Genomic DNA, 23,462 nt, shown 5'->3' on the forward strand with positions numbered 1-23,462 from the left:
CGCTCACTCGCCGGCGACGCAGGGTCATGGCGCGCTCACCCACCGATCGCGCAGGCTGGTCAGGATGATCACCGAGACGGCCAGCAGGACGAGGCTGAGCACGATGGCCGCCTCCGGCTCGGTCTCCAGCGCCAGATAGACCGCCAGCGGCATGGTGCGGGTGGTGCCGGGGAAGTTGCCCGCGAACGTGATCGTCGCGCCGAACTCGCCCAACGCCCGCGCCCAGCACAACACGGCCCCGGCCACGACACCCGGCATGACCATCGGCAGCGTCACCCGCCGGAACACGATCCACCGCGAGGCGCCGAGCGTGGCCGCGGCCTCCTCGAAACGCCGGTCGGCACCCCGCAACGCCCCCTCCACGCTGATCACCAGGAAGGGCATCGCCACGAACGCCTCGGCGATGATCACCCCGGCGGTGGTGAACGGCAGCGTGATGCCGAACGTGGCCTCCAGCCACTGCCCGACCAACCCGCGCCGCCCCAGTACGAGCAGCAGCGCCACACCGCCGACCACCGGCGGCAGCACCAGCGGGACGGTGACCAGGGCCCGGACCAGCCGCCGCCCGGGAAACGACACCCGGGCCAGCAGCCAGGCCAGCGGCACCCCGAGCAGCAGGCACACGGCGGTGGCGATGGTGGCGCACACCAGCGACAGCCGCAACGCCTCCAGCACCTGCGGCTCGGCCAGCCGCTCCAGCAGCGTGGACCAGGGGGCGCGGATCAGCAGCCCGGCCAGCGGCAGTACGAGGAAGACCAGACCCACGACGGCGGGCACGACCAGCATCCACGGCAGGCGCCCGGAGACCTCGCGCCCCACGGTCGGCCGACCGCCGGGCCCGCGTGGCGAGCTCGACAGGTCGACCTGCTCCGGCACGGAAGGGTTCATGAGTGATCAGGGCGCCTCGAAGCCGGCCTTGGTCAGCACGTCCTTGCCCTGCGGCGACAGCACCAGATCCACGAACTGCTTGGCCAGGTCACCGGCCGGAGCCTTGGCCAGCGTGGCGATCGGATAGTCGTTGATCGCCTTGTCCGCCTCAGGGAACTCCAGCCCCTGCGCCTTGCCCGCCGAGGCGATCACATCGGTCTTGTACACCAGCGCCGCGTCCACCTCACCCAACTCGACCTTGGTCAGCGTGGCCTTGACGTCCTGCTCCAGCGTCACGGGCTTGACCTTCAGCCCGGCCGCGTCCAGCGCCTTGACCGCCGCCGCCCCGCACGGCACCTGCTCGGCGCACAACGCCACCTTCACCTTGCTGTCGGCCAGGTCCTTCAACTCATCCACCTTGGCCGGATTGTCCTTCGGCACGGCGATCTCCAGCTTGTTACGTACGAACGTGGTCGGCGCACTCGCCAGCGACCCGTCGGTCACCGTCTTCATCGTGGCCGGGCTCGCCGCGGCGAACACATCCGCCGGCGCTCCCTGAACGATCTGCTGGGCCAGCGTCGCGCTGGAGCCGAAGTTGAACTTCACCGTCGTCCCCGGATGCGCGGCCTCGAAGGTCTTGCCGAGCTCGGTGAACGTCCCGGTCAGCGACGCCGCCGCGAACACCGTCACCTCCTTGGCCCCGCCCGCGGCGGAAGCCGACGCCGATGCTGTGGAGGAGGTGGCTGGTTGACCGGAGCCGCAACCGGACAGGCCCGCCAGCGCGAGCGCGACGGGCAGGGCGATCGCGCATCGGGAAAGACGCCTGAACACCAAGGAGGGCTCCTCACAAATAACTGGCCACGCGCTCGTGACCGGGAATCTCCACGACGACGTTGGTGGACTTGATCACGGCGACCGCCACCACCCCCACCTCCAGGCCCAGCTCATCCGCGGCCTGGCGGCTCATCAGCGAAACCACCCGAAACGGCCCGGCGGCGATCTCCACCTGCGCCATCACCGCATCGCGGAGCACCTCGGTCACGATCCCGCGAAAGCGGTTACGCGCCGAGGAGCGACTACCGCCGTCGCTCTCCTCGATCTGCGAGCGAGCGAAGGCGGCCAGGTCGGCGCCGTTGACCCGCCGGTGACCGTGCTCATCCCGCTCGGCGCCCAGCCGACCCGCGTCCACCCACCGGCGAACGGTGTCGGCGCTGACCCCGAGCAGTGCCGCGGCCTCGCTGATCCGAAACGTCGTCACAAGCCTCACCATACCTTCCGCACATTCAAGCCTGAATACCCGTCTTCTACCGCAGCAGCGGCATGACTTACGGCCTTGCCCTGGCATCCACGAGATCGGAGCGCAGCCTCGCGAACCTCGGTTCTCCCGTCGCTGGGCAGTCGCGTCCGCGCTCGCCGCCGCCCTGCCGGCCACGCTCACGCCCGCCACCACAGACATGGCCGCGGTCGCTGCCGGTCCATCCTCCGCCAAACAGAACACCGTCGGCACGGTCGTCCTCATGGCGACCGGGATGCGGATGCTCACCAGCCCCGGCGCGGACCTGCTCCGGCCCGGCCTGGTGCAATGGCTGCTATGACGATCGCCCGTTCTCTGCTGTTGTTCGGTTTGGCCGCGCTGTTCGAGATCGGCGGCGCCTGGTTGGTCTGGCAAGGCGTACGCGAGCAACGCGGCCTGATCTGGGTCGGCGCGGGCGTGATCGCGCTCGGACTGTACGGTTTCGTCGCCACCTTCCAACCCGACGCCCACTTCGGACGCGTCCTGGCCGCCTATGGTGGCGTGTTCGTGGCCGGCTCGCTGATCTGGGGCATGGTGGCAGACGGCTTCCGCCCCGACCTCTGGGACGTCATCGGCTCGCTGATCTGTTTGGCGGGCGTCCTGGTGATCATGTACGCGCCCCGCGGCTGACCGGCACGGCGCAAAGGGCCTGCGCTTCGCTCCGGGCGTTCTTCCAGGGGGCGCCTGCGGCGCACAACGGGCTTCGCAGTCGGCGCTTCGCGCTTCGGGAGCTCAGGCGTAGCTCCCAGTCGGGCCAACGGCCCGACCCCTGCAGGACCTCGCTTGCGCTCGGACGCCCTCCCAGGCGCAGGCTTCGCCTACGCGTTCTCCGTTGGCCTCACGGGCAAGAGATATCGCTGCCAGTGATGCGCAAGGCAGCAAGGCGTGGCCTTAAGGGTCTCCCGGGCCTCGTCCCAGGCGAGGACCAGGGAAGTCGTCGAGCCGCCGTACTGCCAGATGGCTGACGGCGGCTGAAGGATCAGGATCGAGCAGGGCGGCCTGCGCGTGAGGTTGCTGCTGCAATTGAGCGTAAGTATGTTGCCGCCATGGATCACCCTCCACCGACTCGCACCACCATCTGAGCAAGACGAGGTCTCGCTGACCAGGTGTCCGCCCTTGCCTGCGAACCGCGTGGTCAGGTGTCGTACAAGCCGTCCCAGGGTTCGTAAAAGCCGATGCCGTTCGGATAGAACTCGGCGCGTTCTTCGCCTTCGAAGGTCTCGATGACGAGGCCGTACAGGATGTCGGTGCCGGTTTGTTCGACGCGGGTCTCGAGGTGGCGGCCGGCGGCGACGACGAACAACCTGCGAGCGGGCGAAGGGTCTGCGCTCCCCACGACCCGGTCACAGACTGGGTCGGTTGCCTGGGTTGTTCCCTGTGGCTCGGGTGAACGGGACGAGTGTGATGAGGTCGCGGACGGCGGCCAGGTGGGCGGGGAAAAGCGGGTCGAGGAGACTCAAGAAGAGGACGATGGCCCAAGCCAGTGCGGCGATCAAGGCTCCACCGTCGAGAGGAGACGGGAGCGTGAAACCCAGCCGGTCGGTGATGAGAAGACAGGCAAGGGGGACCAGGGCGATGATCAGGGTCCGGGCGGCATCCATCGTGCGGACGTGCCAGGTGCGGCGCGTAGCTTCGGGGGTGGTCTTGCGGGTGGGGAGCCGGTCGTATTCGCCCGTGAGGATGGTGCAGGTCAGGTCGGCGATGCGCCTGCGGAAGTCGTCGTGGGTGGTCATGGAGGGCAGTGCGATCCACAGCTGGAGGTCGATGACGGCTTGGGAGGCCTCGATCGCACGGGCACGGACGACGGCCCTGGTCAGAGGAGTTCCGTTGCGGGTGACGGCCGGGATGCCTGCCCGCAGAAGGAAGGCGGCCTTGGCCAGCAGGGTGAGGATCTCCTGACGGGCATTGGGCGCCAGACGGCCGCGATGGTCGAGTTCGGTGCGGGCGAGGATGGCCGTCAGCTTGTCAAACAGAGGTTCGGTCAAAGAGATGCGAGACTCGCGGTCCCACAGCCACATCGCCGCGTTGACCAGGATCCATATAAGGACCAGGGCAACGCAGGTGGTGCCGATGCCCTGGAGGATCGGCATCCACCATCGGTCCGCCAGGTCGACGGCCCATGCGGGGCCACTGGCGTAGCGGATGTAAAGGGCGGCCGGAAAACAGCCGAGTCCCCCCACGCTGAGCAGCATATCGATGAAGCGGAAGAGCGGGCGATGCCGGCGCTTCTCGGCCCAGTCGCAGATCGTCAGGAAGACCGCGGGGCCCAGGACGGCCTGGATGAACTCCTGCCAGGAGTTGATGGAGAAGACCGCCACCAGGACGGTGAAGGCCGCGGCGAGCACCAACAGCACGGCGAACAGAGTCAGGTTCCCCTCAAAGAACCTGCGCTGGACCGACCGGCGGGCGGTGGACGCGGCCGCCGCCCGGAAACGGCCGCGCAGGCGTGCCGGGTCGGTGGCGGGGTTCAGGCTCCGGGCGAAGAGCGGCCAGGTGCCGTCCAGCTGCTTGGCCAGGCCGAACATCTCCGTCAGGTAGGGGCGCTCATCTTGCGGAGGGTCGGCCGCTGTGGCGGGCGCGACGGGGTCGACATTGGGGGGTACCGCTTCGTCGGTCATGAGGGTGTCCTCACGGTGAGCGGATCAAGGAAGGCTGTAGGTCCCGTTGAGGAGCGGACCGCTACGCGCGGGCGGCCTACCTGTCGACATTACAAAGTGGGGCGATGCCGAGGTGGAGACGAGACAGGATCGTGGCGCAAGCAGTAGTGGGCCACGGTGAACTCCGCAACGTAGGCCGTGGCTCGCGACAGATCACGTGGGCGTGGACCCGGAGGGTGAGTCATGGATCCGAATCGCCGGGACGGGCTTGCGACGACGTGTACCGGGACGTCTGTATGCCCAGGTGAAGCGGCATAGGTACCCCTAGCTATACCCCCATTGGGGCGTACATGGGAGCGACCGGGAGGGCCCCTGACTGGTGTGCTGATCACTGTCAGTCAAGCGCATCTCTCAGGAGAAAATGAAATGACAGTCGACAGTCGGCCGGGCAGCGAGCATTACGCGAGTCAGACAGGGCTACGGGGTTTCATCCGTCGTCGTCCGCTGCTCAGTTTCTTCGTACTGGCGAATCTGATGAGCTGGCTCGCCTGGACGCCCTACATTCTCTCGGCGACCGGCCTGGGGGTTTTAGATTTCACCTTCCCCTCGGTGCTCGGGACCACGCAGTTCGCCGGTGTTCTCCCCGGCGCCTATCTCGGACCCATCTTCGCCGCGTTCATCGTGACCGCGGTGGCGGACGGCAAGGCGGGCCTTCGTCGGTGGGTCGGGCGGATGATGAAGTGGCGGGTCAGCTGGGTCTGGTACCTCGGGGCCGCCGCCGGTGTTCCCGCCGCCATCATCGTCGCCGGTTACGCGCTGTCCAACGAAGACATCCACATGCCGCCCGTCGCCGTGCTGGTGGCCTATCTGCCCAGTCTGCTGCTCCAGATGGTCACCACCGGTCTGGCGGAAGAGCCCGGCTGGCGTGACTTCGCCCTGCCCCGCCTGCAGCGCAAGTTCGGTCCGCTGGTCGGCACCCTCATCCTCGGCCCGCTGTGGGGCTTCTGGCACGTGCCGCTGTTCCTGAGCGAGTGGGGCGGGTGGCCGAACGTCACCTGGCTCACGGTCGCCGAGTTCATCGCCTTCGCCTGCCTGTTCAGCGTGATCGTCACCTGGGTGTTCAACCGGACCGGCCAGAGCCTGCCGCTGGTCATGGTGCTGCACGTCAGCGTCAACAACTTCATGTCGCTCGCCTACGCGGACATGTTCCCGTCGATCGCCAACGCGCAGCAGACATCCCACGTCACCCTGCTGGCGAGCGGTACGGCAGCGATCATCATTCTCGTCGCGACCCGCGGCCGTCTCGGCTACCGCAAGACCGAGGAACCCGCGCCGGAGGTCACCCATCAGAGCTGAACGACCACACCGCGGGGGCGAGGGCGTGGGACCGGGAACTGGTCCCACGCCCTCTGTGCGTCTTCGCCTCGGAATCGCCACCGCCCCGGTTACGGAATGTCCTCCGCGTGGTCCCACGATGCCGACGGCCACCGCCCCGGTTACGGAACGTCCCCCGCCTGGTCCACGATGCCGACGGCCACCTGCGCCACCGAGAGGACCACCTCGCCCTTGGGCAGCTTGCCGTACGGGGACCGCGCATCCGCTCCGCCGATGTAGACGCGGCGCCCCCCGAGCAGGGCGAAGGTGTTCGGGTCGATGATGATTTCCTGGCGAATCCCCTCGTCGGTGTCATCCGTGTAGATGGCCAAGCCTTCTCTGCCCAGCAGATCGCGTACCTTCTCCACACCGACCCCGTCCAATTTCGACAGGACGGTGTAGAAGGCGGCGCGCAGGCGAGCCCCTGGAGCGCCTTCTTGCAGGATCATCAGGACCTGATGGGAGATCGCCCGCGCCTCGGGCAGAGGGATCACCTCCGCTGTGTCCTTTTTCAGGCGTTCCAGTAGAGCGTCCGGATCCAAGGGGAGTGAGCGTAGGTAGGCGGGGTCGAAACGTACGCGGGGATCCTCCCCGCCTTTGCGCCTTGTGATCGTCTTGCTGCCTTGCTCCCGCATGGCCCTTTCCTTGCCGTCCCCCCGGGTCCACAGTTCCACGGTGGACCGCGAGTTCGCCGAGGCGATCTTGGGTGTGCGGTAGAAGTCCCTCTTGGTGTAGACCCACTGATCGGCTCGCGGGTAGACGTCCGTCTGGCGGGCCGCCGCCGCTGTCGCGTGCTTGGCCAGGGTCTCCGCGTTGGCCGCGGCCAGCCATGCCGGGGCGGTGGCGGTTCCTCCCTTCCCCTGGTCATCCGTACGGACGGACTGCACCACTGTGACGCCGGCCGCGATCGTGACGCCGAGGACGCCGACGGCGGCGACGCGCAGCGCCATACGGGGGAGCCGGCGAGTCGGTCGCTCCTGAGCCATCGAGGCCAGCATCCGCCGCCGGGCGCCCTGGAGATCGCGTTCTTCGCTCTGCCGCACCTGCGACCGCAGGTCGCGGACCATGTCCAGATCGTTCATCAGACCTCCTCGGTCACGTCAGTCGGGTTGCTGCCGCCCAGCGCGTAGGCGATCTTGCGGCGGGCGCGGGACAGCCGGGACCGTACGGTGCCGATGGGCACACCCAGCGCCTGCGCCGTTTCCTCGTAGCTGAGATCACCCCAGGCGATCAGCAGCAGCACGTCGCGCTCGCCTCGACCCAGCTTGGCCAGGGCGGCCGCGAGCCGTTCCCGGGTCGCCGAGGCGGAGACCCGGGCGGCCACCCGCTCGTCGAAGGCCACCGCCACGGGGTCCTCGCCGGTTCGGGCGAGGGCCCGGTAACCGCGTACCTCTGCCCTGCGGTGGGTGCCGATGATGTTCGTGGTGATGCCGTACAGCCACGGCAAGGCGTCCGAGCGGTCGAAGGCGTACGTGCGCCGCTTCTCGAACGCCCTGGTGAACGTCTCGGCCACCACGTCCTCCGCGTGATCTGGACCGAGCCGCCGGACGACGTAGCGGTGCAGTACGGCGGCATGCCGGTTGAACAACTCGGCGAAACGCTCCGGCTCGCGCAGCGACGCTTCGATGATCGCCGAGTCCTCCATCGGGTCCGGCGCGTCGAAGGCCGCCGAAACCGCGGGTGTCGCCATGCGGAGCGTCAGGCCCGCCGGGGTCGGCTCCTTATCTGGAATGGGGGTCACAGCCGTACTTATCCGGATGCTGGAGAAAGGTTCCCATCCACATCCCGGACGTCAGCTGTGGAGGGTGAGCGGGGTGAGCTGGTGAATGTCATGGCGGACCCGCAGGGCCATGATGTGGCCGACGCTGCTCTCCCGGGCGATGTCCACCACGGACCTGCCGCGCCGCGCTTCGGCCGCGATGCCCCTGGCGGTCACCTTCCGGCCTTCCAACATGGTCAGCACGAGGGAGACCCCATGGACCCCGCGCATCGCGGCCCGTAACGACGCCGGGTCGTCCAGGTCGCCGACAACGAGCTCGGCCCCCGCCTCGCGCAGCGCCTTGGCGGCTGACGCGTCGGTGTCGCGGACGAACGCGTGGACGGCGCGACCCCGTTCGAGCAGTTCTCGTACGGCTCCGCTGCCCTGCTGGCCGGTGGCCCCTATGACTAATATCGGCCCATTTTGATCGCTCATGCACTCTCTCCTTGGTAGTCGATGATGGCGGCGTCAGTCAGGAATGGGCGGAGCTGTCCGGTGAATCCGTACTGGCCCCGGCGAGTGCGGCGAGTTCGCCGCGCTTGCCGTACCAGGCGCTCCAGGCGGCGATCAGGCAGAGCGTGCCGACCAGCAGGGCGGTCGACAGCCCGGTCATCACGTCCACGGGGAGCAGGTAGATGAGCGGGATGCGGATCAGCGACTCGGCGACCAGGGCCATCACCCAGGTCAGGGTCATCACTAGATAGATGCGCCGGAAGGTCGGCTCCGCCCGGTACAGCACCCGCCAGCGGGCCGCCGTCTTCTCGTCCTCGGCGCCGAAGCGGATGGCCAGCGCGAACGCGGCGGGCCGGCCGACCAGGCAGGTGGCCGTCAGGACGGCGGCGATCGCGAACGTGCTGACGGACTTGATGGCCAGCATGAAGCGCTCGTCGCCGGTGAAGAAGGCCAGCACCAGGCCGATGCCGAAGACCAGGCCGGTGAAGGCGGCGAAGCCGTCCAGCCTGCGCTCGCGGAGGGCGATGTAGGCGGTGCGGGCGAGGCCGACCACGGTGGCGGTCAGCAGCGCGGTGTACTCGCTCACGTGGAAAGCGCGCAGCAGGTAGTACGCGGCGATGGGCGGTGCCACATCGGCCAGGATCGTCTTGACGAAGCCGCCTTTCATGACCAGGTCCTTTCCATAGCTGGGCTCCTTATTGCGAAGGATTTCGCTTCAAGATAAGCCCTTGGGAAGAGCTAACGCAAGGAACTTCGCGTTAAAGTGGAGGCATGCAACAGGCACGAAGGCCAGGAGGCCGCAGCGCACGCATCCGCCAGCAGGTCCACGAAGCGGTCCTCGACCTCCTGTCAGAACAGGACTGGCACAGCCTGTCGATCCCCCAGATCGCCGAGCGTTCGGGCGTCCACCAGGCCACCGTCTACCGCCGCTGGGGGACGCTGGAGGCGCTGGTCGACGACGTGGTGATGGAACGGCTGTCGCAAGAGTCGCCGGTGCCCGACACGGGCTCGCTGCGCGGCGACCTGGAGGCCTACGCGGTCCAGCTGGCGGCGGACGTGGCCGGGCCGCTCGGCGCCCTGTACATACGCGCCGCGCAGATCAGCACCCGAACCCACGAACACCAGACCTACTTGACCGACCGGGCCGTCCAACTGCAGGACATGCTGGAGCGGGCGGCCAAGCGCGGGGAGGGCTCTACCGACCTGCTGGAGTTCATGGAAGTGATCATCGCGCCGGTCTACTACCACGCGATGTTCTTCAACCGCCCCATCGGCCCCGACCACGCCCGCACCCTCGTGGACCGCCTGCTCCGCCTCAGAAAGTGACCTGCCGCTCGGCGGATGACCAGTGCGCGCCTGCCGGTATCCCGGCTATGCCGCAACTCGGATTCGTGGGGCGGGACACGGCGGTAGCGTCTGGGGCGTGATCAAGGTGCTGCTCGCCGACGACGAGGTCCTCGTCCGGGCGGGTGTGCGAGCCATCCTGGCCGCCGCCCCCGACATCGAGGTGGTCGCGGAGGCGGGCAACGGACGGGAGGCGCTCGAGCTCGCCCGCACGCACCGGCCGGACGTGGCCCTGCTCGATATCCGGATGCCGCTGCTGGACGGGCTGAGCGCGGCGGCGGAGCTGCGCCGGGCGGCCCCGGATGTCGCGGTGGTGATGCTGACGACGTTCTCCGAGGACGAGTACATCTCCAGGGCACTGGACGGCGGGGCGAGCGGCTTCCTGCTCAAGTCGGGAGATCCGTACGAGCTGATGGCGGCGATACGGGCCGTGCACGGGGGTGCGGCGTTCCTCTCGCCGCAGATCGCCCATCGGGTGATCCAGCAGGTCAGTGGCGGCCGGATGAGCCGGCAGTCGGCGGCCAAGGAGCGGATCGCGGTGCTCACGCCGCGCGAGCGGGAGGTGCTGGCGCTGGTCGGCGCCGGGTTGTCCAACGCGGAGATCGGCGGGCGGCTGTTCTTGGTGGAGGGGACGGTCAAGGCGTATGTGAGTGCCGTGCTGAGCCGCCTGGGGCTGAAGAACCGGGTCCAGGCGGCCGTGCTGGCGTACGAGGCCGGGTTGGTCCCGCACGACTGACGGGATAAGCCAGTCAGAACATCGTGAGTTCGCACGGCGTACCCCCGCGATCCGCTTAAGCGTCGCGTTTGCGCATCACCCACACCCCAGCGGCGACCACCACCGCGGCCCACGCGGTGAGTACGAGGCCGGATGCCGCCTCCCCCGCGATGAAGCGCTCCCCGATGGGGGCGGGCGTGTAGTCGGCGAGCGTGTTGAGGAACTCGGCGCCCAGCGAGGTGGCGAGCCCCTGCAGCCCGATCGGGAGCACGTACAGCAGGGCGAACAGTGTTGTGATGGCCCCGGCCGATCTGCGGATCAGCGTGCCGAGTCCGAGAGCCAGCACGGCGATGAGCGCCAGGTACGCCGCGATGGCCAGGATTCGCCCGGTCACCTGTCCGGCGTCGAATTCCCAGTACTTCTCCAGCTGCGGCGCGCTGGCCGCCACGCCGAGGACGGCGACGAGCCCGCCGGCGACGAATATCGTGGCGCCCACGACGGCCGTCTTGGCCAGCAGCAGCCGGGCGCGGGAGGGCGTGCAGGCCAGCGTCACCACGATGCTACGGGTGGCGTACTCGCTGGTCACCGCCAGCATGCCGAGCGATCCGAAGATGAGCTGCACCCAGTCCAGTCCTTCGAGGACCGACGACACCGGCTCTACCGGTAGGCCCTGTTTGCGCAGAAAGACGGCCGTGTCCTTCGCCTCCAGCACCGCCACCAGCAGCATCGTCAAGAGCGCGCCGCCGGCGAACCACCAGGTGGAGCGGACGGAGCGGAGCTTCAGCCACTCGGCGGCGGCCGCGCGGGTCAGGGCGTTCATGCGTGGGCTCCGAACTCGGTGCTGTCGGCGGTCAGCCGCATGTAGGACTCCTCCAGCGAGGACTCGACGGCGCGCAACTCGTACAGCGGCAACCCCAGCTCGTACGCCTGCCGGCCGATCTGCTCGGTGGTGTGGCCGCTGACGGTCAGCTCGTCCGGGCCGGTCCAGCGCGCGGCGGGCAGGACGTCGGCCAGCGGTCGCAGTCGCGGTCCGCGTACCCGCACCTCCGAGCCGGCGATCAGACGCTCCATGGGCTCGTCGGCGATCAGCCGACCCTTGCCGAGGACGATCAGCCGGTCGGCGGTGCGCTCCATCTCGCTCATCAGATGGGAGGAGACGAAGACGGTACGGCCCTCGGCGGCCAGCGATCTGAGCAATGTGCGGATCCAGCGGACCCCGTCGGGGTCGAGGCCGTTGACCGGCTCGTCCAGCATCAGCACCTCGGGATCGCCGAGCAGCGCGCCCGCGATGCCGAGCCGCTGGCTCATGCCCAGGGAGTACGTTCCGGCGCGGCGGCTGGCCGCCTGCGTCATCCCGGTGAGGGCGAGGACCTCCTCGACCCTGGATGAAGGCAGGCCCTGGCTCACGGTCATGGCGCGCAGGTGGTCCCGGCCGCTGCGGGCGGGGTGGACGGCCTTGGCGTCCAGCAGGGCGCCGATGGTACACAGCGGACGGTCGAGGTCCGCGTAGGGGCGGCCGCCGATCAGGGCGGTGCCGGAGGTGGGGGAGTCCAGGCCCATGATCATGCGCATGGTGGTCGACTTTCCGGCGCCGTTCGGGCCGAGGAAGCCGGTGACCGTGCCGGGGGTGAGCTCCAGGGTGAGATCGTCGACGGCGGTCTTGTCGCCGTAACGTTTGGTCAGTCCGTGCAGGGTGATCATCAGGCTCCTTCGCCGACAGGGGTCTCGACCATAGGGATCCGGAGATGGCCGGGATCATGCACGATCGGCAGCGGGTGACCCTTACTTTCGTCAGGTGTCGCGGCGTGCGGCGCCGCGTAGCGTGACCGCCATGAATCGGTCGTTCCGCGACATCGTGGCGATGAAGGCGTTCCCGGCCGATCTGCTGCTCTGGCTGGCGGTCACCGTGCCGGTGTTCCTGGCGAACGAGTCGCCCGAGGTGAGGCAGCCTCCCGGCCTGCCGCTGCCCTGGGTGCGGATCGCCGCCGTACCGCTTCTGGCGCTGGCCGTGGCCGTGGGCCGACGGTGGCCGGTCGTGGCCGCGGCCGTGCCGGTGGGGCTGGCTCTGGCGGTGACACCGGAGCTGTACACCGACACCTTCATGATTCCCCAGCTGCTGCTGGCGTTCCTGCTGGGGCGACGGACCGCCGGCATGCGTGCCGGGCTGCTGTTCTTCACCGGGGTGTGCCTGGCGGGACTTGTGGCGGTGAATCTCACCCCTGGCAGCACGCTGTCGAACTGGTTGTCGCTGGTCACCACCGCGGTGACGAACATCCTGCTGCCCTGGCTGGCCGGCCGGTACGTCCGCCAGCACGACGGCCTCATCCGCAGCGGATGGGAGCTCGCCGAGCGGCTGGAGCGAGAACAGAGCCTGATCGGTGAGCGGATGCGACTGGTGGAGCGGTCCCGGATCGCCGGTGACATGCACGACTCGCTGGGGCACGAGCTGAGCCTGATCGCGCTGAGCGCCGCCGCGCTTCAGGTACATCCGGGGCTGGACGAGTCCGCCCGCCAGGCGGCCGCCGAGCTGCGCGTTTCCGCTGCGAGGTCCACCGAGCGGCTGCGCGAGATCATCGGGGTGCTGCGGGAGGAAGGCGAGAGCGCGCCCGTGCTGCCGTCCGGCGACACCGTGGCCGCGCTGGTCGAGCGGGCCGCCGCGTCGGGGATGGCGGTGACGCTCCACGGCGAGCTGGAGCCGTTGCCGCCGATGGCCGACCGGGCGGCCTACCGGGTGGTTCAGGAGGCCCTGACCAACGCCACCAAGCACGCGCCGGGCGCCGCGGTCACCGTGCGGCTGGGCACGGACCACGCGTCCGGCGAGGCGGAGGTCACCGTGGTCAACGCGGCGCCCCCGGCCGGGCCACTGCCGGCGGCTCGGCTGGGGACAGCGGCCTGGGCGGGGGCAGTGGCCCGGCCGGAGGTAGCGTCGGGGTCCGGTGGCTACGGGCTGGTCAGTCTGGACGAGCGGGTCCGGTTGGCCGGGGGCAGGCTGCGGGCGCGGCCCGCCGACGGCGGCTTCGCCGTCACCGCCCGGCTGCCGCTCACCGCGGGGGCCGCGGCCACGCCACCCGACTCGCAGCGGGAGCTCGCCCTGGCCCGCCGCAAGGTACGGCGCAGAGTGATCGACGCGATCTGGCTGCCGATCGCGGCGGCCGCCGCTCTGACGCTGGTGACCTCCGGTTACGACCTCTACACCGCGCGCCGCTCGGTGCTGGACGCCGGGGTGTACACGGAGTTGCGCGTCGGCCAGAGCCTGGCGTCACTCGGGTCACGGCTGCCCGCGTACCAGGTGGACGCCGGTGGGCGGCCGAGAGGCGCGCCTGCGGATCCGCGGGGCGCTGACGAGTGCCGCTTCTATCGGATCAGGGCGAACTCGCCGTCGCCGGCGTACCGGCTGTGTTTCACCGGCGGTCGGCTGTCGCACAAGGACGAGGTGCTGACCGTACGGCGCTGACGGCCGTGGCCTGTGGCGGGGGGAAGTGCGTCTGAATCAGCCTCTGGGCAGGGCGAAGACCGATAGCTTGAGCTGGGGGTGGAAGTCGGTCGGCAGGTCCCCGGCTTCTTGCCAGCCGAGTTTGCGGTAGAGGACGGCGGCAGGAGCCTGGGGGCTGGTGATGAGCCAGGCGGTGGGCCAGGAGCCGGTCGCCTGGGTGAGCAGGTTTCGGCCGATTCCTTGACCCTGGTGGTCGGGGTGGATGAAGAGCTCGACGACCTCGAAGGCGTCGCGGGTGAGCGCGGTGGTGGCGTCCAGGCCGAAGGTTTTGATGAGGGTGTCGTAGACGTGGTTTCCGGTCAGGTCGGCGGGGGTGGGCCAGCCGTAGCAGACACCAACGAGCCGGCCGGCGTCGTCACTGGCGGTATGAGCGATGAAGCCGGGCCGTTCCATGGATGCGGCGAGATTGGCGGGGTAACCGTTGAGCTGTTCAGGGGTTTCCGACCATGGCGGGGCCGCGTAGCAACGCTGGTACAGGTCGATGAGCTGCGCATGCATGGTGGGCGTGATGTCGAGTTGGCGGTATTCGTAGGTCACTGGACGTCCTTGCTGCTGGTGTGTGGTCCGCCCGCGCTGCCGCACGCCGGCTGAGGGACCTGGAGGGTCCGGCGGCCCGCGTGCCCCGTGACCGAACGCTTGCCTGCTCGTCCGCGCGAGCGTCCCGTCGGTCCGCGCCCAGGGCGTGGCCGGATCCCCTTTCTGGAGCTCACGATGGCATCCCTACCGCGATTCGTCCTGGCGGCCCTGTGCACCGCCGCCTTCGTCATGCTGGGCGCGCCGGCCGCGCTCGCCCACGACGGCCTGAAGAGCAGTTCGCCCGCGAAGAACGCCAAGGTGGCAGTGGTCAAGCGGATCAAGCTGGAGTTCCATACCCGAGTCCGCTTCCCCACGGTCGTGCTGTCGACGGCGGACGGCAAGAAGGCCGCTGTCGGCAAGGCCAAGGTGTCCGGTGCCACGGTCACTGCCGCTGTCTCCAAGCCGCTGGCTGCGGGCAAGTACGTCATCGCCTGGCGGGTGGTCTCCTCCGATGGCCATCCGAACGAGGGCAAGATCCCCTTCAAGGTGACCGGCCTGACCAACGCGCACCTGGATCGTACCGCTCCGTTGATCGACGAGATGCGGGCGATCGCCGGGGCGATGAAGGTGGCGCTGAGCAGCGAGGAGACCGAGCGCCTCGCGGACCTCTCGCGGAAAGTCACCCGCTAAGGAGCACCAGTGGATGCCCGTCCTGGCCCCTCGCCTTCCGCTCCCGGTGCCGACCGTTGTACGGATTGGTGAACCGTCCGAACGCTTTCCGTGGCCGTGGACCATTACGGCCTGGGTTCCCGGCGAGCCGGCCGACCGGGCCTCCATCACCCATGGCGGGCACGCGGCCGACAGCTTGGGGGGCTTCCTCCGGGCGCTCCATCAGCATGCGCCGGCCGATCGGGATCACGGAGGCGCCGGACCTCGCGGCCGCGTGGCTGCTCCTGTCCTCAGGAGCGGACACCCGATTCCTCACCGCGTACGCGTCACGGACGAGGCGATGATCCGGCGCGCACGAGGGTGGGCGATCCTGCGCGGCCTGATGCTCATCAGTATCGGCCGGGCCGGAGACCGGGGCCTCCCCGGTGGGGAGACCTGGGGGCCCGCTGGTCGCTCGGCGATCGACCGTGTTCTGGCGTCGATCTAGGTTTCCGTACGGGTCACGCCTTTCCAGACCCTCCGGTTCCAGCTGACCGCAACGGGTGCCGCATGACCGCGATTCTAGCGCCGCTAGCGCAACTGTCGCGGCTATGTTAGCGTCACTCTTGCAACTAGCAGCGCTAGAAATTGGAGTGGATCGTGCTTATCCCCATCGCTTACGGACTCGCTGTCGTGCTCGACCTGTTCATCCTCTTCATCGGCCTGCAGTTCCTGCGGGTGCCACAGACCGCCGCCGCCGGCTACGGCGTGCCTGCCAAGAAGGACGGGGACGCCGTCTACCTGACCGTCAAGGGCCAACGCGACGCCGTCTACGGCATCGTCGGCCTGGCCCTGCTCTTCTTCGTCGGGGTCCGCGCCGAGGCCTGGTTCATGCTGGTCGTCGCCCTCCTCCCGCTCACCGACACCATCATCGTCCTGCGCAACGGCGGCACGAAGGCGGTGGCGTTCGGCATCCACTTCGCCACCGCCGTGGTCGTCCTCATCAGCTCCCTCCTGCTGTTCCTCGCCTGAGCCTGAATCTGAAGGAGTCATCGAAATGTCGCTCATCGTGCCCAACTTCGACAGCAACGCGAACGGGTCCGTCATCGTCAGATCCGGGGACGCCGAAGTGATCGGCCAGGCCCCCACCACCATCCGGCTGCTGGCCGACAGCAGCTCAACCGGTGGCGCGCTGTCGACCCAGCGAGTCACGCTCGCGAACGGCGCGGACGGCGCCAAACCGCATCGCCACGGCGCCTCCGCCGAGCTGTTCTACATGCTCGACGGCACCGCGCAGCTGTTGTCCGGCGAGCAGGTCGTCACCGCCGAGCGCGGGGACCTCGTGATCGTGCCGGCCGGTCTTCCCCATGCCTTCGCCGCGGCGCCGGGAGAGGACGCCGACATCCTCATCGTCATCACTCCGGGCGTCGAGCGGTTCGAGTATTTCCGCCACCTGGAGCGCATCGCGTACGGCAAGGTGCCGCCGGAGAGCCTCCTTGACGTGCAGGAGCTCTACGACACCTACTTCCTCACCAGCACGACCTGGAACGACGCCAGGTCCTGAAGCGCCGCCAGCCCCCCAGAAAGGCCCTAACCATGAAAAAGCTCCTCCATGCGGCACACATCTACATGATCATTGGCGTGATCAGCGGACTGTACTATCGTGAGCTCACCAAGTTGACCGACTTCACGGGCGACACCCAGCTCGGCGTCGTGCACACGCACCTGCTCGCGCTCGGCATGCTCTTCTTCCTCATCGTGCTGGCGTTGGAGAAGCTGTTCACCTTGTCGGCCAGCAGGCTCTTCAACTGGTCCTTCTGGGTCTACAACGCCGGTCTCGCGTTAACGGTCCTGATGATGATCATCCACGGCACCCAGACCGTCTTGGGCGCTCAGACCAGTGCGATGATCTCCGGACTCGCCGGATTGGGACACATCGTGCTGACCGTGGGCTTGGTCCTTTTCTTCATCAACCTCGGCAAGCGGATCGCTGCCGAAGACGAATCCTGATCATGGGGCCCTCAGCAGGTGCGGAGCATGTTGAGCAGGGCCACCTTCTCCTTTCGGGTCACGAGGAGCCGGTAGTGATGCTTCACGGTGATCCACGAGGTCGCGTACCGGCACCAATAGGCGCGCCGCGGCGGACGCCAGCTCTGCGGCCCTTGGCCGCCCTTGGCGATGTTGGCGGAGTGGCTGACCACCACCAGCTCGGGGCGGGTGAGGTCGTTGGCGAAGGCGCGGCGCCGCGCTTGGCTCCATTTGCTGGCACCGGAGCGCCAGGCGTACGCCAATGGCACGACATGGTCGACGTCGACCAGCCTTTCGCTTTTCAGCCGTTTACCGTCGTACGGGCTGTACCAGACGCCCTTGACCGGGTGGCAGGCGGCGTTTCTGCGTACGTGTCGCCCGTCGCGGGCCAGGACCACCTCTCGTGCGTCGCACCTGCCCTTGTGGTGCGCCCACCGGGGCAGGAACCGCCGGTGGCTGTAACCACGGCTGGATAACGGCTTGGCGACCTTCAACCGGGCCAGCATACGGCGGCCCGCCGTCCCGCCCTCGGCCTGCGACCGTTCGCGCACGTCGGCGGCCGCCGGTGGCGTGGCCGTGGCGGCGGTGATCGGGATGGCCAGAAGGGTGAGTACGGCGACTCCCACTGTCCGCCTCAAAAAGATCATGCTTCTACCCTTACCAGCTACTTCCGCTGACCGCGATTTTCACGACAGGGACGCTGCGGATCCGCGGTGCTGACGGACCGTGTGGGAGGAGTCGCCAGTACGGCAGGGGCACCGCTCGTTACGTCGCCCGGTCTAGTAGATGCGGTACTTGCGGCCGCAGTTGTCGAACTTGCCCGCCCAGCAGGTGAACGTGTACACCTTCTTGATCCCACGCCCGCTCCAGCGGCCGACGACCTCGCCGTCCCACGACTGGTTGAACTTGTGCCAGCTGCCGTTCTTGTAGTACTCGAACCACACCCAGCCCTTCTTGCCGCCGACGTTGTCCACCCCGTGCCACGTCGTGAAGACCTTGCCACCGCTCTTCCACGTCCTGCCGAACGTGTACGCCTTGCGGTCACTGGAGAAGAACTTGCCCCAGTTCACCGTGAAGTTGGTCGCGCTCGCGGTGGTGGTCGTGGACTGGGTGGTCGCCTGGGCGGCCGGGCTGAGAGCGATACCGGTGAAGGCCATCGAGCCGGCCAGAGCCGCGATCGCAAAGGTCTTACGCATTGGGTTCCTCCCCCTTGTCGGTGCTGCCGGGTTCGTCCGGCAGGACAGACATTAGGGAGACGGCCAGCGATCAACTGTGCAGAAATCCGCACATCCAAGGTGATCAGCACCACACGCGTACGGGACATCCAACCAGCGGTTTCGCGCGAACGCCCGCCCGAATCAGGGGTCAGGCGTGCTGTCATCTTCAGCTGTCGTCGGCGCGGTTCGGCAACCCTCGGAGCACCCCTCGAATCGAGCGGTGTCGATGGGGGAGAACGACGTCGGGGGCACGCCCGCCAACGCGCCGATCATCGTGTCCTTCCAGATCGGCCCGGGAAGGGTGGCACCCGCCACCGCCCCGTAGTAGCGCCCGCCGATCGTCACCCCGGTCAGCTTGTGCTTCTGGGAGCCGCGCGGGTCCCCGATGCTCACCGCCGCCGCCAGGTCCGGGGTGAACCCGGCGAACCACGCTGACGCGTAGTCGTCAGTGGTGCCGGTCTTGCCCGCCGCGTCGCGCCCGATGCCCCCGACGTCGCGCATCGTGCCCTTGGTGAGCACGCCGGACAGCACGTCGGCCGTCGCGTCGGCGATGGCGGGGTCGAGCGCCTGACGGCACTTCGGCCGGTACCGGGTGGCCTTGCCGTCGCGGTCGGTGACCCGGGTGATCGCCGTCGGCGCGCAGTACTTGCCGCGTGCCGCTATCGCCGCGTAAGCGGTGGCCACGGTCACCGGGTCCATCTCGTTGATGCCGAGCGTGAACGTCTCGTACTCCTGCAGCTTCCGCCCGTCCGAGCGGCGGATGCCCAGCGACTTGGCCGTGGTGACCGTCTCGCAGAGCCCGGCCCGCCGCTCGAGCTCCATGAAGAAGGTGTTCACCGAGGCCCAGGTGCCGGTCCGCAGCGTCTTCCACCCCGGGGAGCCTTCGTCGTTGGTGACCGTGTGCGTCGGGTCGCCGATGTTCTCGCCCTTGCAGTTCTTGAACGTCGAATAGGCCGGGGCCCGGTATCCGGCGCCCGCGCTCAGGCCGTCGTCGAGCTTCATGCCGTTCTTCAGCGCGCTGATCAGGGTGAAGGTCTTGAACGTGGAGCCGGCCTGGAACCCGGCGCCGCCGCCGTGCACGGCGTCCGCGACGAGGTTGTAGGAGATCTCGTTCCTGGCGCGGTCGACGCCGTACGGTCTGCTCGCGGCCATGGCCTTGATCGCGCCGGTGCCCGGCTGGACCAGCGCCTCGGCGGCGACGGCGTCGTCGGAGGCGTAGACGTACTTCCTGATCGCCCGATCCGCGGCCCGCTGCATGGCGGGGTCGATCGTGGTCCTGATCGTCAGGCCGCCGCGGTTGAGCATCGCCAGGCGCGCCGCGGCGGTCTTGCCGAAGTCGGGGTTGTTGAGGATCTCCTGCCGGACATACAGGCAGAAGTACGGATATTTGCTGGAGTCGCAGCCGCCGGGGAGCTTGGTTCCCTTGTAGCCGAGTTTGGTGGCCTTCGCCGCGGCCGCCTCGGCGGGAGTGATCTTGCCCAGCTCGGCCATCCGGTTCAGCACGACGTTACGGCGGTTCAGCAGCCTGTCGCGGTGCTTCCTGTCGATGTTCGGGTCGGTGGCGTTCGGGTCCTGTACGGCCCCCGCCAGCGTCGCCGCCTGTGGCAGGGTGAGCCGGCTGGCCTTGACGCCGAAGAACCGCTTGGCCGCCGCCTCGACACCGTAAGCACCGGCCCCGAAGTACGCGATGTTCAGATATTTCTCGAGGATCTGGTCTTTGGTGTACTTCTCCTCGACCCCCATGGCGTACCGCAACTCGTTCAGCTTGCGCGCGTAGCTGGCCGCAAGCGCCGCGTTCCGCTCCGCGTCGGTGTCGGCGGAGTTGAGCAGCACCTGCTTGACGTACTGCTGGGTGATGCTGGACCCGCCCTGGCTCACCTTGCCCGCCCGCAGGTTCTTGGCCAGCGCTCGTACGGTGCCCTCGATGTCGATCGCGCCGTGCTCGTAGAAGCGGTAGTCCTCGATCGAGATGATCGCCGTCTTCATGACCTCGGCGATCTGGTCGAAGCCGACGATCTCCCGATACTCCTCGTAGAAGCGCGCGATCTCGCCCCCCTTGGCGTCCTGCACGATCGTGACCTCGGCCGGCGGCGGCTCGACGAGGGCGACCGGCTTGAGCTCCGCCTCGCCCACCGCCGACACGAACCCGAGCGCCGCACCCCCTACGGCCGGCACCGCGATCCCCGCCATGAGCACACCCGCGGCCACCCCGGCCGCGGTGAGCCGTACGATCTTCGTCCCCCGACGCGCCATCAAAGCCCCTCTTGGTCAGCAGAGGGCAGGAGCAAATCAGAACCGGACAGATGATGTCTAATAGCGCTATTCGCCCGGAATCGATATCCGATTCGGTATGAGCCCTGGTCAAAGGGTGGGCGGGCAAGTTGAGAGGCCGTGACCGGATTCGAACCGGCGTCCACCGCTTTGCAGGCGGTTCCCTGGACCACTCGGGCACACGGCCAAGCAGACGAACGGTCAGGCGCCGGCGCGGCGGGCCAGACGCTCGTCGAGGTGCTCCAGGCTGGACACGAACCAGACGTGGTCACCCTGGTTCGTCTCATGAACGAAGTCGCGCAAGGCCGAGCTCGCCGCCGTGTGCCGGGAGATGTCCCCCGCGATCACCAGAAGCAGCCGGTACGTCGTGAACTTCTGCGTGATGTCACCCGCGACCCGGGTCCGGAGTTGGAAGAAGGCGTCGTCGAGCCGTTCCGCCGGAATGACGATCACCTCGGCGCGCTGCCCCCACGCCTCGCCCACCAGATCGGTGGCGGCGCGCTCGTCCTTAATCGGTTCGCCATCAGGGGCGCACGAGAGAACACGGAATCCCTGAATAAGGGAAAGCGTTTCAGGCATGACGATATCCACTCTCTCGAAAAGGGAAGAAAGCTAAAGATGCGCGCGCGGCGTCATTTGACGGCGCGGCGAGAAAACGCCGGTGGGGCGATGTGCGCGGGAAGGGTGCGCGTCAGGCGCGACAACAACGACAACAGGACGAAGCGGCCGGATCGCAGGCGGAGCAGGCCATCATGGCTGCTACCTTCCTGTCCATCGTCCGGCTCCTGACCTTCGTCTTCAGGCGGTCGGTGAATTCACGCCTGTTCGTCATTTCCAAAACGACAATAGCGACGGATATCGGCGACGTCAATCGCCGCGACTCGTGAGAAGGATCAGCGCCTGCTTTCGAGGACCGACTTCGCGTTCGCCATGTCGTCGGTGGCGATGACGATCCGTACACCGCCGAAGGTCGTGTAGGCGAGGTCGATGTTGACGTTGGCGTCGGCGAGTTGCCGGGTCAGGTCGCCAAGGGCGCCCGGATGGTCGTCCATGTCCGCCACGAGTACGGAGCGCTCGTCGGCGATCCCCATCCCGGCGCCTTCGAACGCCTGCCGGCATCTGGTGGCGGCCTCGTCATCCACGAGCACGTGTACGACGCCCTTGCCCTCTCCGGTGAACGCCGCGAGACCCTGGATGTTCACGCCCGCGTCGCCGGTGACCCTGCCGAGTCGGGCCAGCTCACCCGGCTGATCATTGAGGATCACAACAATATCTGTTGGCATCGTCCGCCGATCCTCTCGCTAGACCTCAAATGCGACAAAGCGCAGGTGAGGCGACATTAATGAGGAAATTTCCCACTAAACGGCAACGTATTGAGCCTTTGGGCAAAGCTTGTCCGGCGCATATCCCACCCGCGACCATAGGCACGTGAACCCACAGGCGTTCTACCGCGACCCGTACCCCGTCTACACCGAGGCTCGCCGGACGCAAGGGCTTACCTTCGTACCCGAACTGGACGCCTGGCTGGTGAGCAGGCGCGAAGACGTACGCGAGGTGCTGGGCAACCCTGAGCAGTTCTCGTCGGCGGGCGCGCTGCGGCCCGACCACCTGCCGAGCAAGGCCGCGCTCTCGGTGCTGAGCCAGGGGTTCGGTGGCGTGCGGACGGTGCTCGGCGCCGATGGCGACGCGCACCGGCGCCTGCGCCGCCCCCTCAGCAGAGGGCTGTCGTCCGCCAAGGTGACCGCCGCGCTCCCGTTCATCACCGAGCGGGCCGAGGCGCTCATCGGCTCCTTCGCCGGCGACGGTCAGGTCGAGTGGATGGCCGCGTACGCCAGGCCGCTGCCCGCCGCCGTGATCGGCCATCTGGTCGGCCTGGACCCCGCCGACGCGCCTGGCGCGATTCGCGGGGCGCAGGGAGCGGAGCGGCTGGTGTTCACCGAGCTGACGGAGGGCGAGCAGGTCGAGGTCGCGCAGGAGATCGTGGACATGCAGCAACTGCTCGACGGCTACGCTCGCGCGCGGAGGAGGGCTCCGCGTGACGACCTGTTCACGGAGATGGTCCGCGACCTGGCCCCCGGCTCTGAGGACCTCACGCTGGACCAGCGCAAGGAGATCGTGTCCAATGTCCAGAACCTGCTGCTGGCCGGCCACCTGACGACGACCGCGCTGCTCGGCACCGTGGTGCTCAACCTGCTGCGTGATCGCCGCCAGTGGGAACTGCTCCGCGAGCAGCCGCGGCTCATCGCCGCGGCCATCGAGGAGGCACTTCGGTTCGAGGCACCGGTCCAGGGCTTCCGGCGTACGGTCACCACCACCGTGACGCTGAGCGGCACTGAGCTGCACGAGGGCGACGTGGTCTTCGTGTCCTTCGCCTCAGCCGGCCGCGACGCCGACGCCGATGCCGATGCCGATGCCGCGGACGGTGACCTGCGGGCGGATGAGTTCGACATCGGCCGGGAAGCCTTCCGCCACCTGTCCTTCGGACATGGTCCGCACGGGTGCCCGGGCTCGCAACTCGCCAAGGAGCAGGTCCGGATATCCCTGGAAATCCTGATCCGCGAACTCCCCGGCCTGCGCCTGGCCCACACCGACATCACGATGGCCCCCACCCTCATCCACCGCTCTCCCGAGACGCTCTTCCTCGCCTGGTGAGAAGGCGCCCGAACTCCGGCATCGAAGTCACGCTGAGTTACGGTTTGCGCATCGGATGAGAAGGCGTCGTGGGGTTGCTCGAACGGGAGAATCCCCAGCTCATACTCCCTTTTTCGGGAGAGTGTCGTGCCATGGAGTAGCGCTTCGCGGCGATTACCATGTGTGATGATCGCTTTATCCTCGCACGCCATGGCTGCCCCCTGCGGACAGTGTCTCTCCGAGGTCATGACCGCT

The 23,462-nt window shown here is 68.2% G+C and carries 30 protein-coding genes and 1 tRNA gene; 13 read left to right on the forward strand and 18 right to left on the reverse strand.

Annotation, left to right across the window (positions count from 1 at the left end; translation table 11 throughout):
• Nucleotides 1-24: 24 nt before the first annotated feature.
• The 3 genes from ACIBO2_RS20735 to ACIBO2_RS20745 are packed head-to-tail and all read right to left on the reverse strand — an operon-like array spanning nt 25 to nt 2,125.
• Nucleotides 25-888: an ABC transporter permease gene (locus ACIBO2_RS20735; protein ID WP_397298460.1), complete on the reverse strand. Its 864-nt coding sequence runs from the start codon at nt 886-888 to the stop codon at nt 25-27.
• Between the two features lie 6 nt (nt 889-894).
• Nucleotides 895-1,698 (reverse strand): molybdate ABC transporter substrate-binding protein, encoded by an 804-nt coding sequence (modA, locus tag ACIBO2_RS20740; protein WP_397298462.1) that lies wholly within the window; start codon nt 1,696-1,698, stop codon nt 895-897.
• A gap of 13 nt (nt 1,699-1,711) precedes the next feature.
• The gene (locus ACIBO2_RS20745) at nt 1,712-2,125 is read right to left on the reverse strand and encodes a TOBE domain-containing protein (RefSeq protein WP_358550145.1); all 414 of its coding nucleotides are present in this window, start codon (nt 2,123-2,125) and stop codon (nt 1,712-1,714) included.
• A 196-nt stretch (nt 2,126-2,321) separates the two neighbouring features.
• Between ACIBO2_RS20745 and ACIBO2_RS20750 the strand changes: the two genes are divergently transcribed.
• Nucleotides 2,322-2,462 carry a hypothetical protein gene (locus ACIBO2_RS20750; RefSeq protein WP_358550147.1) on the forward strand — a complete coding sequence of 47 codons (141 nt, stop codon included), beginning with the start codon at nt 2,322-2,324 and terminating at the stop codon, nt 2,460-2,462.
• Nucleotides 2,459-2,791: a YnfA family protein gene (locus tag ACIBO2_RS20755; RefSeq protein WP_358550149.1), complete on the forward strand. Its 333-nt coding sequence runs from the start codon at nt 2,459-2,461 to the stop codon at nt 2,789-2,791. Before ACIBO2_RS20750 ends, ACIBO2_RS20755 begins: the two co-directional genes overlap by 4 nt.
• A gap of 505 nt (nt 2,792-3,296) precedes the next feature.
• Here ACIBO2_RS20755 and ACIBO2_RS20760 read toward each other — a convergent pair.
• Together ACIBO2_RS20760 and ACIBO2_RS20765 are read right to left on the reverse strand one after the other, a co-directional pair.
• On the reverse strand, nt 3,297-3,464 hold the full coding sequence (locus ACIBO2_RS20760) for a hypothetical protein (protein ID WP_358550150.1): 168 nt from the start codon (nt 3,462-3,464) through the stop codon (nt 3,297-3,299).
• 40 nt (nt 3,465-3,504) lie between these two features.
• The gene (locus ACIBO2_RS20765) at nt 3,505-4,779 is read right to left on the reverse strand and encodes a hypothetical protein (RefSeq protein WP_397298465.1); all 1,275 of its coding nucleotides are present in this window, start codon (nt 4,777-4,779) and stop codon (nt 3,505-3,507) included.
• 405 nt (nt 4,780-5,184) lie between these two features.
• Between ACIBO2_RS20765 and ACIBO2_RS20770 the strand changes: the two genes are divergently transcribed.
• On the forward strand, nt 5,185-6,114 hold the full coding sequence (locus ACIBO2_RS20770) for a type II CAAX endopeptidase family protein (protein WP_358550154.1): 930 nt from the start codon (nt 5,185-5,187) through the stop codon (nt 6,112-6,114).
• 140 nt (nt 6,115-6,254) lie between these two features.
• On the opposite strand, the gene ACIBO2_RS20775 is transcribed toward ACIBO2_RS20770, so the two are convergent.
• Genes ACIBO2_RS20775 through ACIBO2_RS20790 form a run of 4 tightly spaced genes read right to left on the reverse strand, consistent with a single transcriptional unit; the run spans nt 6,255 to nt 9,011 of the window.
• Complete coding sequence (locus ACIBO2_RS20775) at nt 6,255-7,214, reverse strand: CU044_5270 family protein (RefSeq protein WP_358550156.1); 960 nt, start codon at nt 7,212-7,214, stop codon at nt 6,255-6,257.
• Complete coding sequence (locus ACIBO2_RS20780) at nt 7,214-7,873, reverse strand: RNA polymerase sigma factor (RefSeq protein WP_397298467.1); 660 nt, start codon at nt 7,871-7,873, stop codon at nt 7,214-7,216. Before ACIBO2_RS20780 ends, ACIBO2_RS20775 begins: the two co-directional genes overlap by 1 nt.
• Before the next feature lie 51 nt (nt 7,874-7,924).
• Entirely contained in the window at nt 7,925-8,326 is a 402-nt protein-coding gene (locus tag ACIBO2_RS20785) for an NmrA family NAD(P)-binding protein (RefSeq protein ID WP_358550160.1), read from the reverse strand.
• A 37-nt stretch (nt 8,327-8,363) separates the two neighbouring features.
• Nucleotides 8,364-9,011 (reverse strand): VC0807 family protein, encoded by a 648-nt coding sequence (locus tag ACIBO2_RS20790; protein ID WP_358550162.1) that lies wholly within the window; start codon nt 9,009-9,011, stop codon nt 8,364-8,366.
• A 104-nt stretch (nt 9,012-9,115) separates the two neighbouring features.
• On the opposite strand from ACIBO2_RS20790, the gene ACIBO2_RS20795 reads away from it, so the two are divergent.
• Both ACIBO2_RS20795 and ACIBO2_RS20800 read left to right on the forward strand, forming a co-directional pair.
• Nucleotides 9,116-9,670 (forward strand): TetR/AcrR family transcriptional regulator, encoded by a 555-nt coding sequence (locus ACIBO2_RS20795; RefSeq protein WP_397298470.1) that lies wholly within the window; start codon nt 9,116-9,118, stop codon nt 9,668-9,670.
• Between the two features lie 97 nt (nt 9,671-9,767).
• Entirely contained in the window at nt 9,768-10,424 is a 657-nt protein-coding gene (locus ACIBO2_RS20800) for a response regulator (RefSeq protein WP_397298472.1), read from the forward strand.
• A 55-nt stretch (nt 10,425-10,479) separates the two neighbouring features.
• Here ACIBO2_RS20800 and ACIBO2_RS20805 read toward each other — a convergent pair whose 3' ends face one another.
• A complete protein-coding gene (locus ACIBO2_RS20805; RefSeq protein WP_397298474.1) occupies nt 10,480-11,223 on the reverse strand; it encodes a hypothetical protein in 744 nt (247 codons plus the stop codon).
• The gene (locus ACIBO2_RS20810; RefSeq protein ID WP_358550170.1) at nt 11,220-12,104 is read right to left on the reverse strand and encodes an ATP-binding cassette domain-containing protein; all 885 of its coding nucleotides are present in this window, start codon (nt 12,102-12,104) and stop codon (nt 11,220-11,222) included. Before ACIBO2_RS20810 ends, ACIBO2_RS20805 begins: the two co-directional genes overlap by 4 nt.
• 130 nt (nt 12,105-12,234) lie before the next feature.
• Between ACIBO2_RS20810 and ACIBO2_RS20815 the strand changes: the two genes are divergently transcribed.
• Entirely contained in the window at nt 12,235-13,857 is a 1,623-nt protein-coding gene (locus ACIBO2_RS20815; RefSeq protein ID WP_397298477.1) for a sensor histidine kinase, read from the forward strand.
• A 36-nt stretch (nt 13,858-13,893) separates the two neighbouring features.
• Here ACIBO2_RS20815 and ACIBO2_RS20820 read toward each other — a convergent pair whose 3' ends face one another.
• Entirely contained in the window at nt 13,894-14,433 is a 540-nt protein-coding gene (locus ACIBO2_RS20820; RefSeq protein WP_358550174.1) for a GNAT family N-acetyltransferase, read from the reverse strand.
• 174 nt (nt 14,434-14,607) lie between these two features.
• Between ACIBO2_RS20820 and ACIBO2_RS20825 the strand changes: the two genes are divergently transcribed.
• From ACIBO2_RS20825 to ACIBO2_RS20845, 5 genes are all read left to right on the forward strand, one after another.
• Nucleotides 14,608-15,102 carry a copper resistance protein CopC gene (locus ACIBO2_RS20825; protein WP_358550176.1) on the forward strand — a complete coding sequence of 165 codons (495 nt, stop codon included), beginning with the start codon at nt 14,608-14,610 and terminating at the stop codon, nt 15,100-15,102.
• Between the two features lie 13 nt (nt 15,103-15,115).
• Nucleotides 15,116-15,568, forward strand: a complete 453-nt coding sequence (locus ACIBO2_RS20830; RefSeq protein ID WP_397298479.1) for a phosphotransferase — start codon at nt 15,116-15,118, stop codon at nt 15,566-15,568.
• A gap of 152 nt (nt 15,569-15,720) precedes the next feature.
• On the forward strand, nt 15,721-16,092 hold the full coding sequence (locus ACIBO2_RS20835) for a DUF4267 domain-containing protein (RefSeq protein WP_397298481.1): 372 nt from the start codon (nt 15,721-15,723) through the stop codon (nt 16,090-16,092).
• Between the two features lie 25 nt (nt 16,093-16,117).
• Nucleotides 16,118-16,624, forward strand: a complete 507-nt coding sequence (locus ACIBO2_RS20840) for a cupin domain-containing protein (protein ID WP_358550181.1) — start codon at nt 16,118-16,120, stop codon at nt 16,622-16,624.
• Between the two features lie 32 nt (nt 16,625-16,656).
• The gene (locus ACIBO2_RS20845; protein ID WP_358550183.1) at nt 16,657-17,070 is read left to right on the forward strand and encodes a DUF2871 domain-containing protein; all 414 of its coding nucleotides are present in this window, start codon (nt 16,657-16,659) and stop codon (nt 17,068-17,070) included.
• Nucleotides 17,071-17,081: 11 nt separating this feature from the next.
• Here the strand turns inward: ACIBO2_RS20845 and ACIBO2_RS20850 are convergent, their stop codons facing one another.
• From ACIBO2_RS20850 to ACIBO2_RS20870, 5 genes are all read right to left on the reverse strand, one after another.
• Nucleotides 17,082-17,735 (reverse strand): HNH endonuclease family protein, encoded by a 654-nt coding sequence (locus ACIBO2_RS20850; protein WP_358550185.1) that lies wholly within the window; start codon nt 17,733-17,735, stop codon nt 17,082-17,084.
• 132 nt (nt 17,736-17,867) lie between these two features.
• Nucleotides 17,868-18,284 carry a hypothetical protein gene (locus ACIBO2_RS20855; protein ID WP_358550186.1) on the reverse strand — a complete coding sequence of 139 codons (417 nt, stop codon included), beginning with the start codon at nt 18,282-18,284 and terminating at the stop codon, nt 17,868-17,870.
• 162 nt (nt 18,285-18,446) lie between these two features.
• Nucleotides 18,447-20,558: a transglycosylase domain-containing protein gene (locus tag ACIBO2_RS20860; RefSeq protein ID WP_397298484.1), complete on the reverse strand. Its 2,112-nt coding sequence runs from the start codon at nt 20,556-20,558 to the stop codon at nt 18,447-18,449.
• Nucleotides 20,559-20,691: 133 nt separating this feature from the next.
• A tRNA-Cys gene (locus ACIBO2_RS20865) sits at nt 20,692-20,763 on the reverse strand.
• Nucleotides 20,764-20,777: 14 nt separating this feature from the next.
• Nucleotides 20,778-21,167: a DUF4180 domain-containing protein gene (locus ACIBO2_RS20870; RefSeq protein ID WP_358550190.1), complete on the reverse strand. Its 390-nt coding sequence runs from the start codon at nt 21,165-21,167 to the stop codon at nt 20,778-20,780.
• 80 nt (nt 21,168-21,247) lie between these two features.
• On the opposite strand from ACIBO2_RS20870, the gene ACIBO2_RS20875 reads away from it, so the two are divergent.
• A complete protein-coding gene (locus ACIBO2_RS20875) occupies nt 21,248-21,463 on the forward strand; it encodes a hypothetical protein (RefSeq protein WP_397298486.1) in 216 nt (71 codons plus the stop codon).
• Nucleotides 21,464-21,469: 6 nt separating this feature from the next.
• Here the strand turns inward: ACIBO2_RS20875 and ACIBO2_RS20880 are convergent, their stop codons facing one another.
• Nucleotides 21,470-21,859 carry a hypothetical protein gene (locus ACIBO2_RS20880; protein ID WP_358550194.1) on the reverse strand — a complete coding sequence of 130 codons (390 nt, stop codon included), beginning with the start codon at nt 21,857-21,859 and terminating at the stop codon, nt 21,470-21,472.
• Nucleotides 21,860-22,004: 145 nt separating this feature from the next.
• Here ACIBO2_RS20880 and ACIBO2_RS20885 point away from each other — a divergent pair, with 145 nt between their 5' ends.
• Entirely contained in the window at nt 22,005-23,228 is a 1,224-nt protein-coding gene (locus ACIBO2_RS20885) for a cytochrome P450 (protein ID WP_397298488.1), read from the forward strand.
• Nucleotides 23,229-23,462 lie beyond the last annotated feature (234 nt).

The organism is Nonomuraea sp. NPDC050022, from assembly GCF_044460705.1.
GTDB lineage: Bacteria > Actinomycetota > Actinomycetes > Streptosporangiales > Streptosporangiaceae > Nonomuraea.

Excerpts from the sequence above, each read along its gene's own strand:
- ACIBO2_RS20735 (WP_397298460.1), bottom strand. The coding sequence starts at position 888 with ATGAACCCTTCCGTGCCGGAGCAGGTCGACCTGTCGAGCTCGCCACGC.
- ACIBO2_RS20750 (WP_358550147.1), top strand. The coding sequence starts at position 2,322 with ATGGCCGCGGTCGCTGCCGGTCCATCCTCCGCCAAACAGAACACCGTC.
- ACIBO2_RS20755 (WP_358550149.1), top strand. The coding sequence starts at position 2,459 with ATGACGATCGCCCGTTCTCTGCTGTTGTTCGGTTTGGCCGCGCTGTTC.
- ACIBO2_RS20765 (WP_397298465.1), bottom strand. The coding sequence starts at position 4,779 with ATGACCGACGAAGCGGTACCCCCCAATGTCGACCCCGTCGCGCCCGCC.
- ACIBO2_RS20770 (WP_358550154.1), top strand. The coding sequence starts at position 5,185 with ATGACAGTCGACAGTCGGCCGGGCAGCGAGCATTACGCGAGTCAGACA.
- ACIBO2_RS20775 (WP_358550156.1), bottom strand. The coding sequence starts at position 7,214 with ATGAACGATCTGGACATGGTCCGCGACCTGCGGTCGCAGGTGCGGCAG.
- ACIBO2_RS20785 (WP_358550160.1), bottom strand. The coding sequence starts at position 8,326 with ATGAGCGATCAAAATGGGCCGATATTAGTCATAGGGGCCACCGGCCAG.
- ACIBO2_RS20790 (WP_358550162.1), bottom strand. The coding sequence starts at position 9,011 with ATGAAAGGCGGCTTCGTCAAGACGATCCTGGCCGATGTGGCACCGCCC.
- ACIBO2_RS20795 (WP_397298470.1), top strand. The coding sequence starts at position 9,116 with ATGCAACAGGCACGAAGGCCAGGAGGCCGCAGCGCACGCATCCGCCAG.
- ACIBO2_RS20805 (WP_397298474.1), bottom strand. The coding sequence starts at position 11,223 with ATGAACGCCCTGACCCGCGCGGCCGCCGCCGAGTGGCTGAAGCTCCGC.
- ACIBO2_RS20810 (WP_358550170.1), bottom strand. The coding sequence starts at position 12,104 with ATGATCACCCTGCACGGACTGACCAAACGTTACGGCGACAAGACCGCC.
- ACIBO2_RS20815 (WP_397298477.1), top strand. The coding sequence starts at position 12,235 with ATGAATCGGTCGTTCCGCGACATCGTGGCGATGAAGGCGTTCCCGGCC.
- ACIBO2_RS20825 (WP_358550176.1), top strand. The coding sequence starts at position 14,608 with ATGGCATCCCTACCGCGATTCGTCCTGGCGGCCCTGTGCACCGCCGCC.
- ACIBO2_RS20830 (WP_397298479.1), top strand. The coding sequence starts at position 15,116 with ATGCCCGTCCTGGCCCCTCGCCTTCCGCTCCCGGTGCCGACCGTTGTA.
- ACIBO2_RS20840 (WP_358550181.1), top strand. The coding sequence starts at position 16,118 with ATGTCGCTCATCGTGCCCAACTTCGACAGCAACGCGAACGGGTCCGTC.
- ACIBO2_RS20845 (WP_358550183.1), top strand. The coding sequence starts at position 16,657 with ATGAAAAAGCTCCTCCATGCGGCACACATCTACATGATCATTGGCGTG.
- ACIBO2_RS20850 (WP_358550185.1), bottom strand. The coding sequence starts at position 17,735 with ATGATCTTTTTGAGGCGGACAGTGGGAGTCGCCGTACTCACCCTTCTG.
- ACIBO2_RS20855 (WP_358550186.1), bottom strand. The coding sequence starts at position 18,284 with ATGCGTAAGACCTTTGCGATCGCGGCTCTGGCCGGCTCGATGGCCTTC.
- ACIBO2_RS20860 (WP_397298484.1), bottom strand. The coding sequence starts at position 20,558 with ATGGCGCGTCGGGGGACGAAGATCGTACGGCTCACCGCGGCCGGGGTG.
- ACIBO2_RS20880 (WP_358550194.1), bottom strand. The coding sequence starts at position 21,859 with ATGCCAACAGATATTGTTGTGATCCTCAATGATCAGCCGGGTGAGCTG.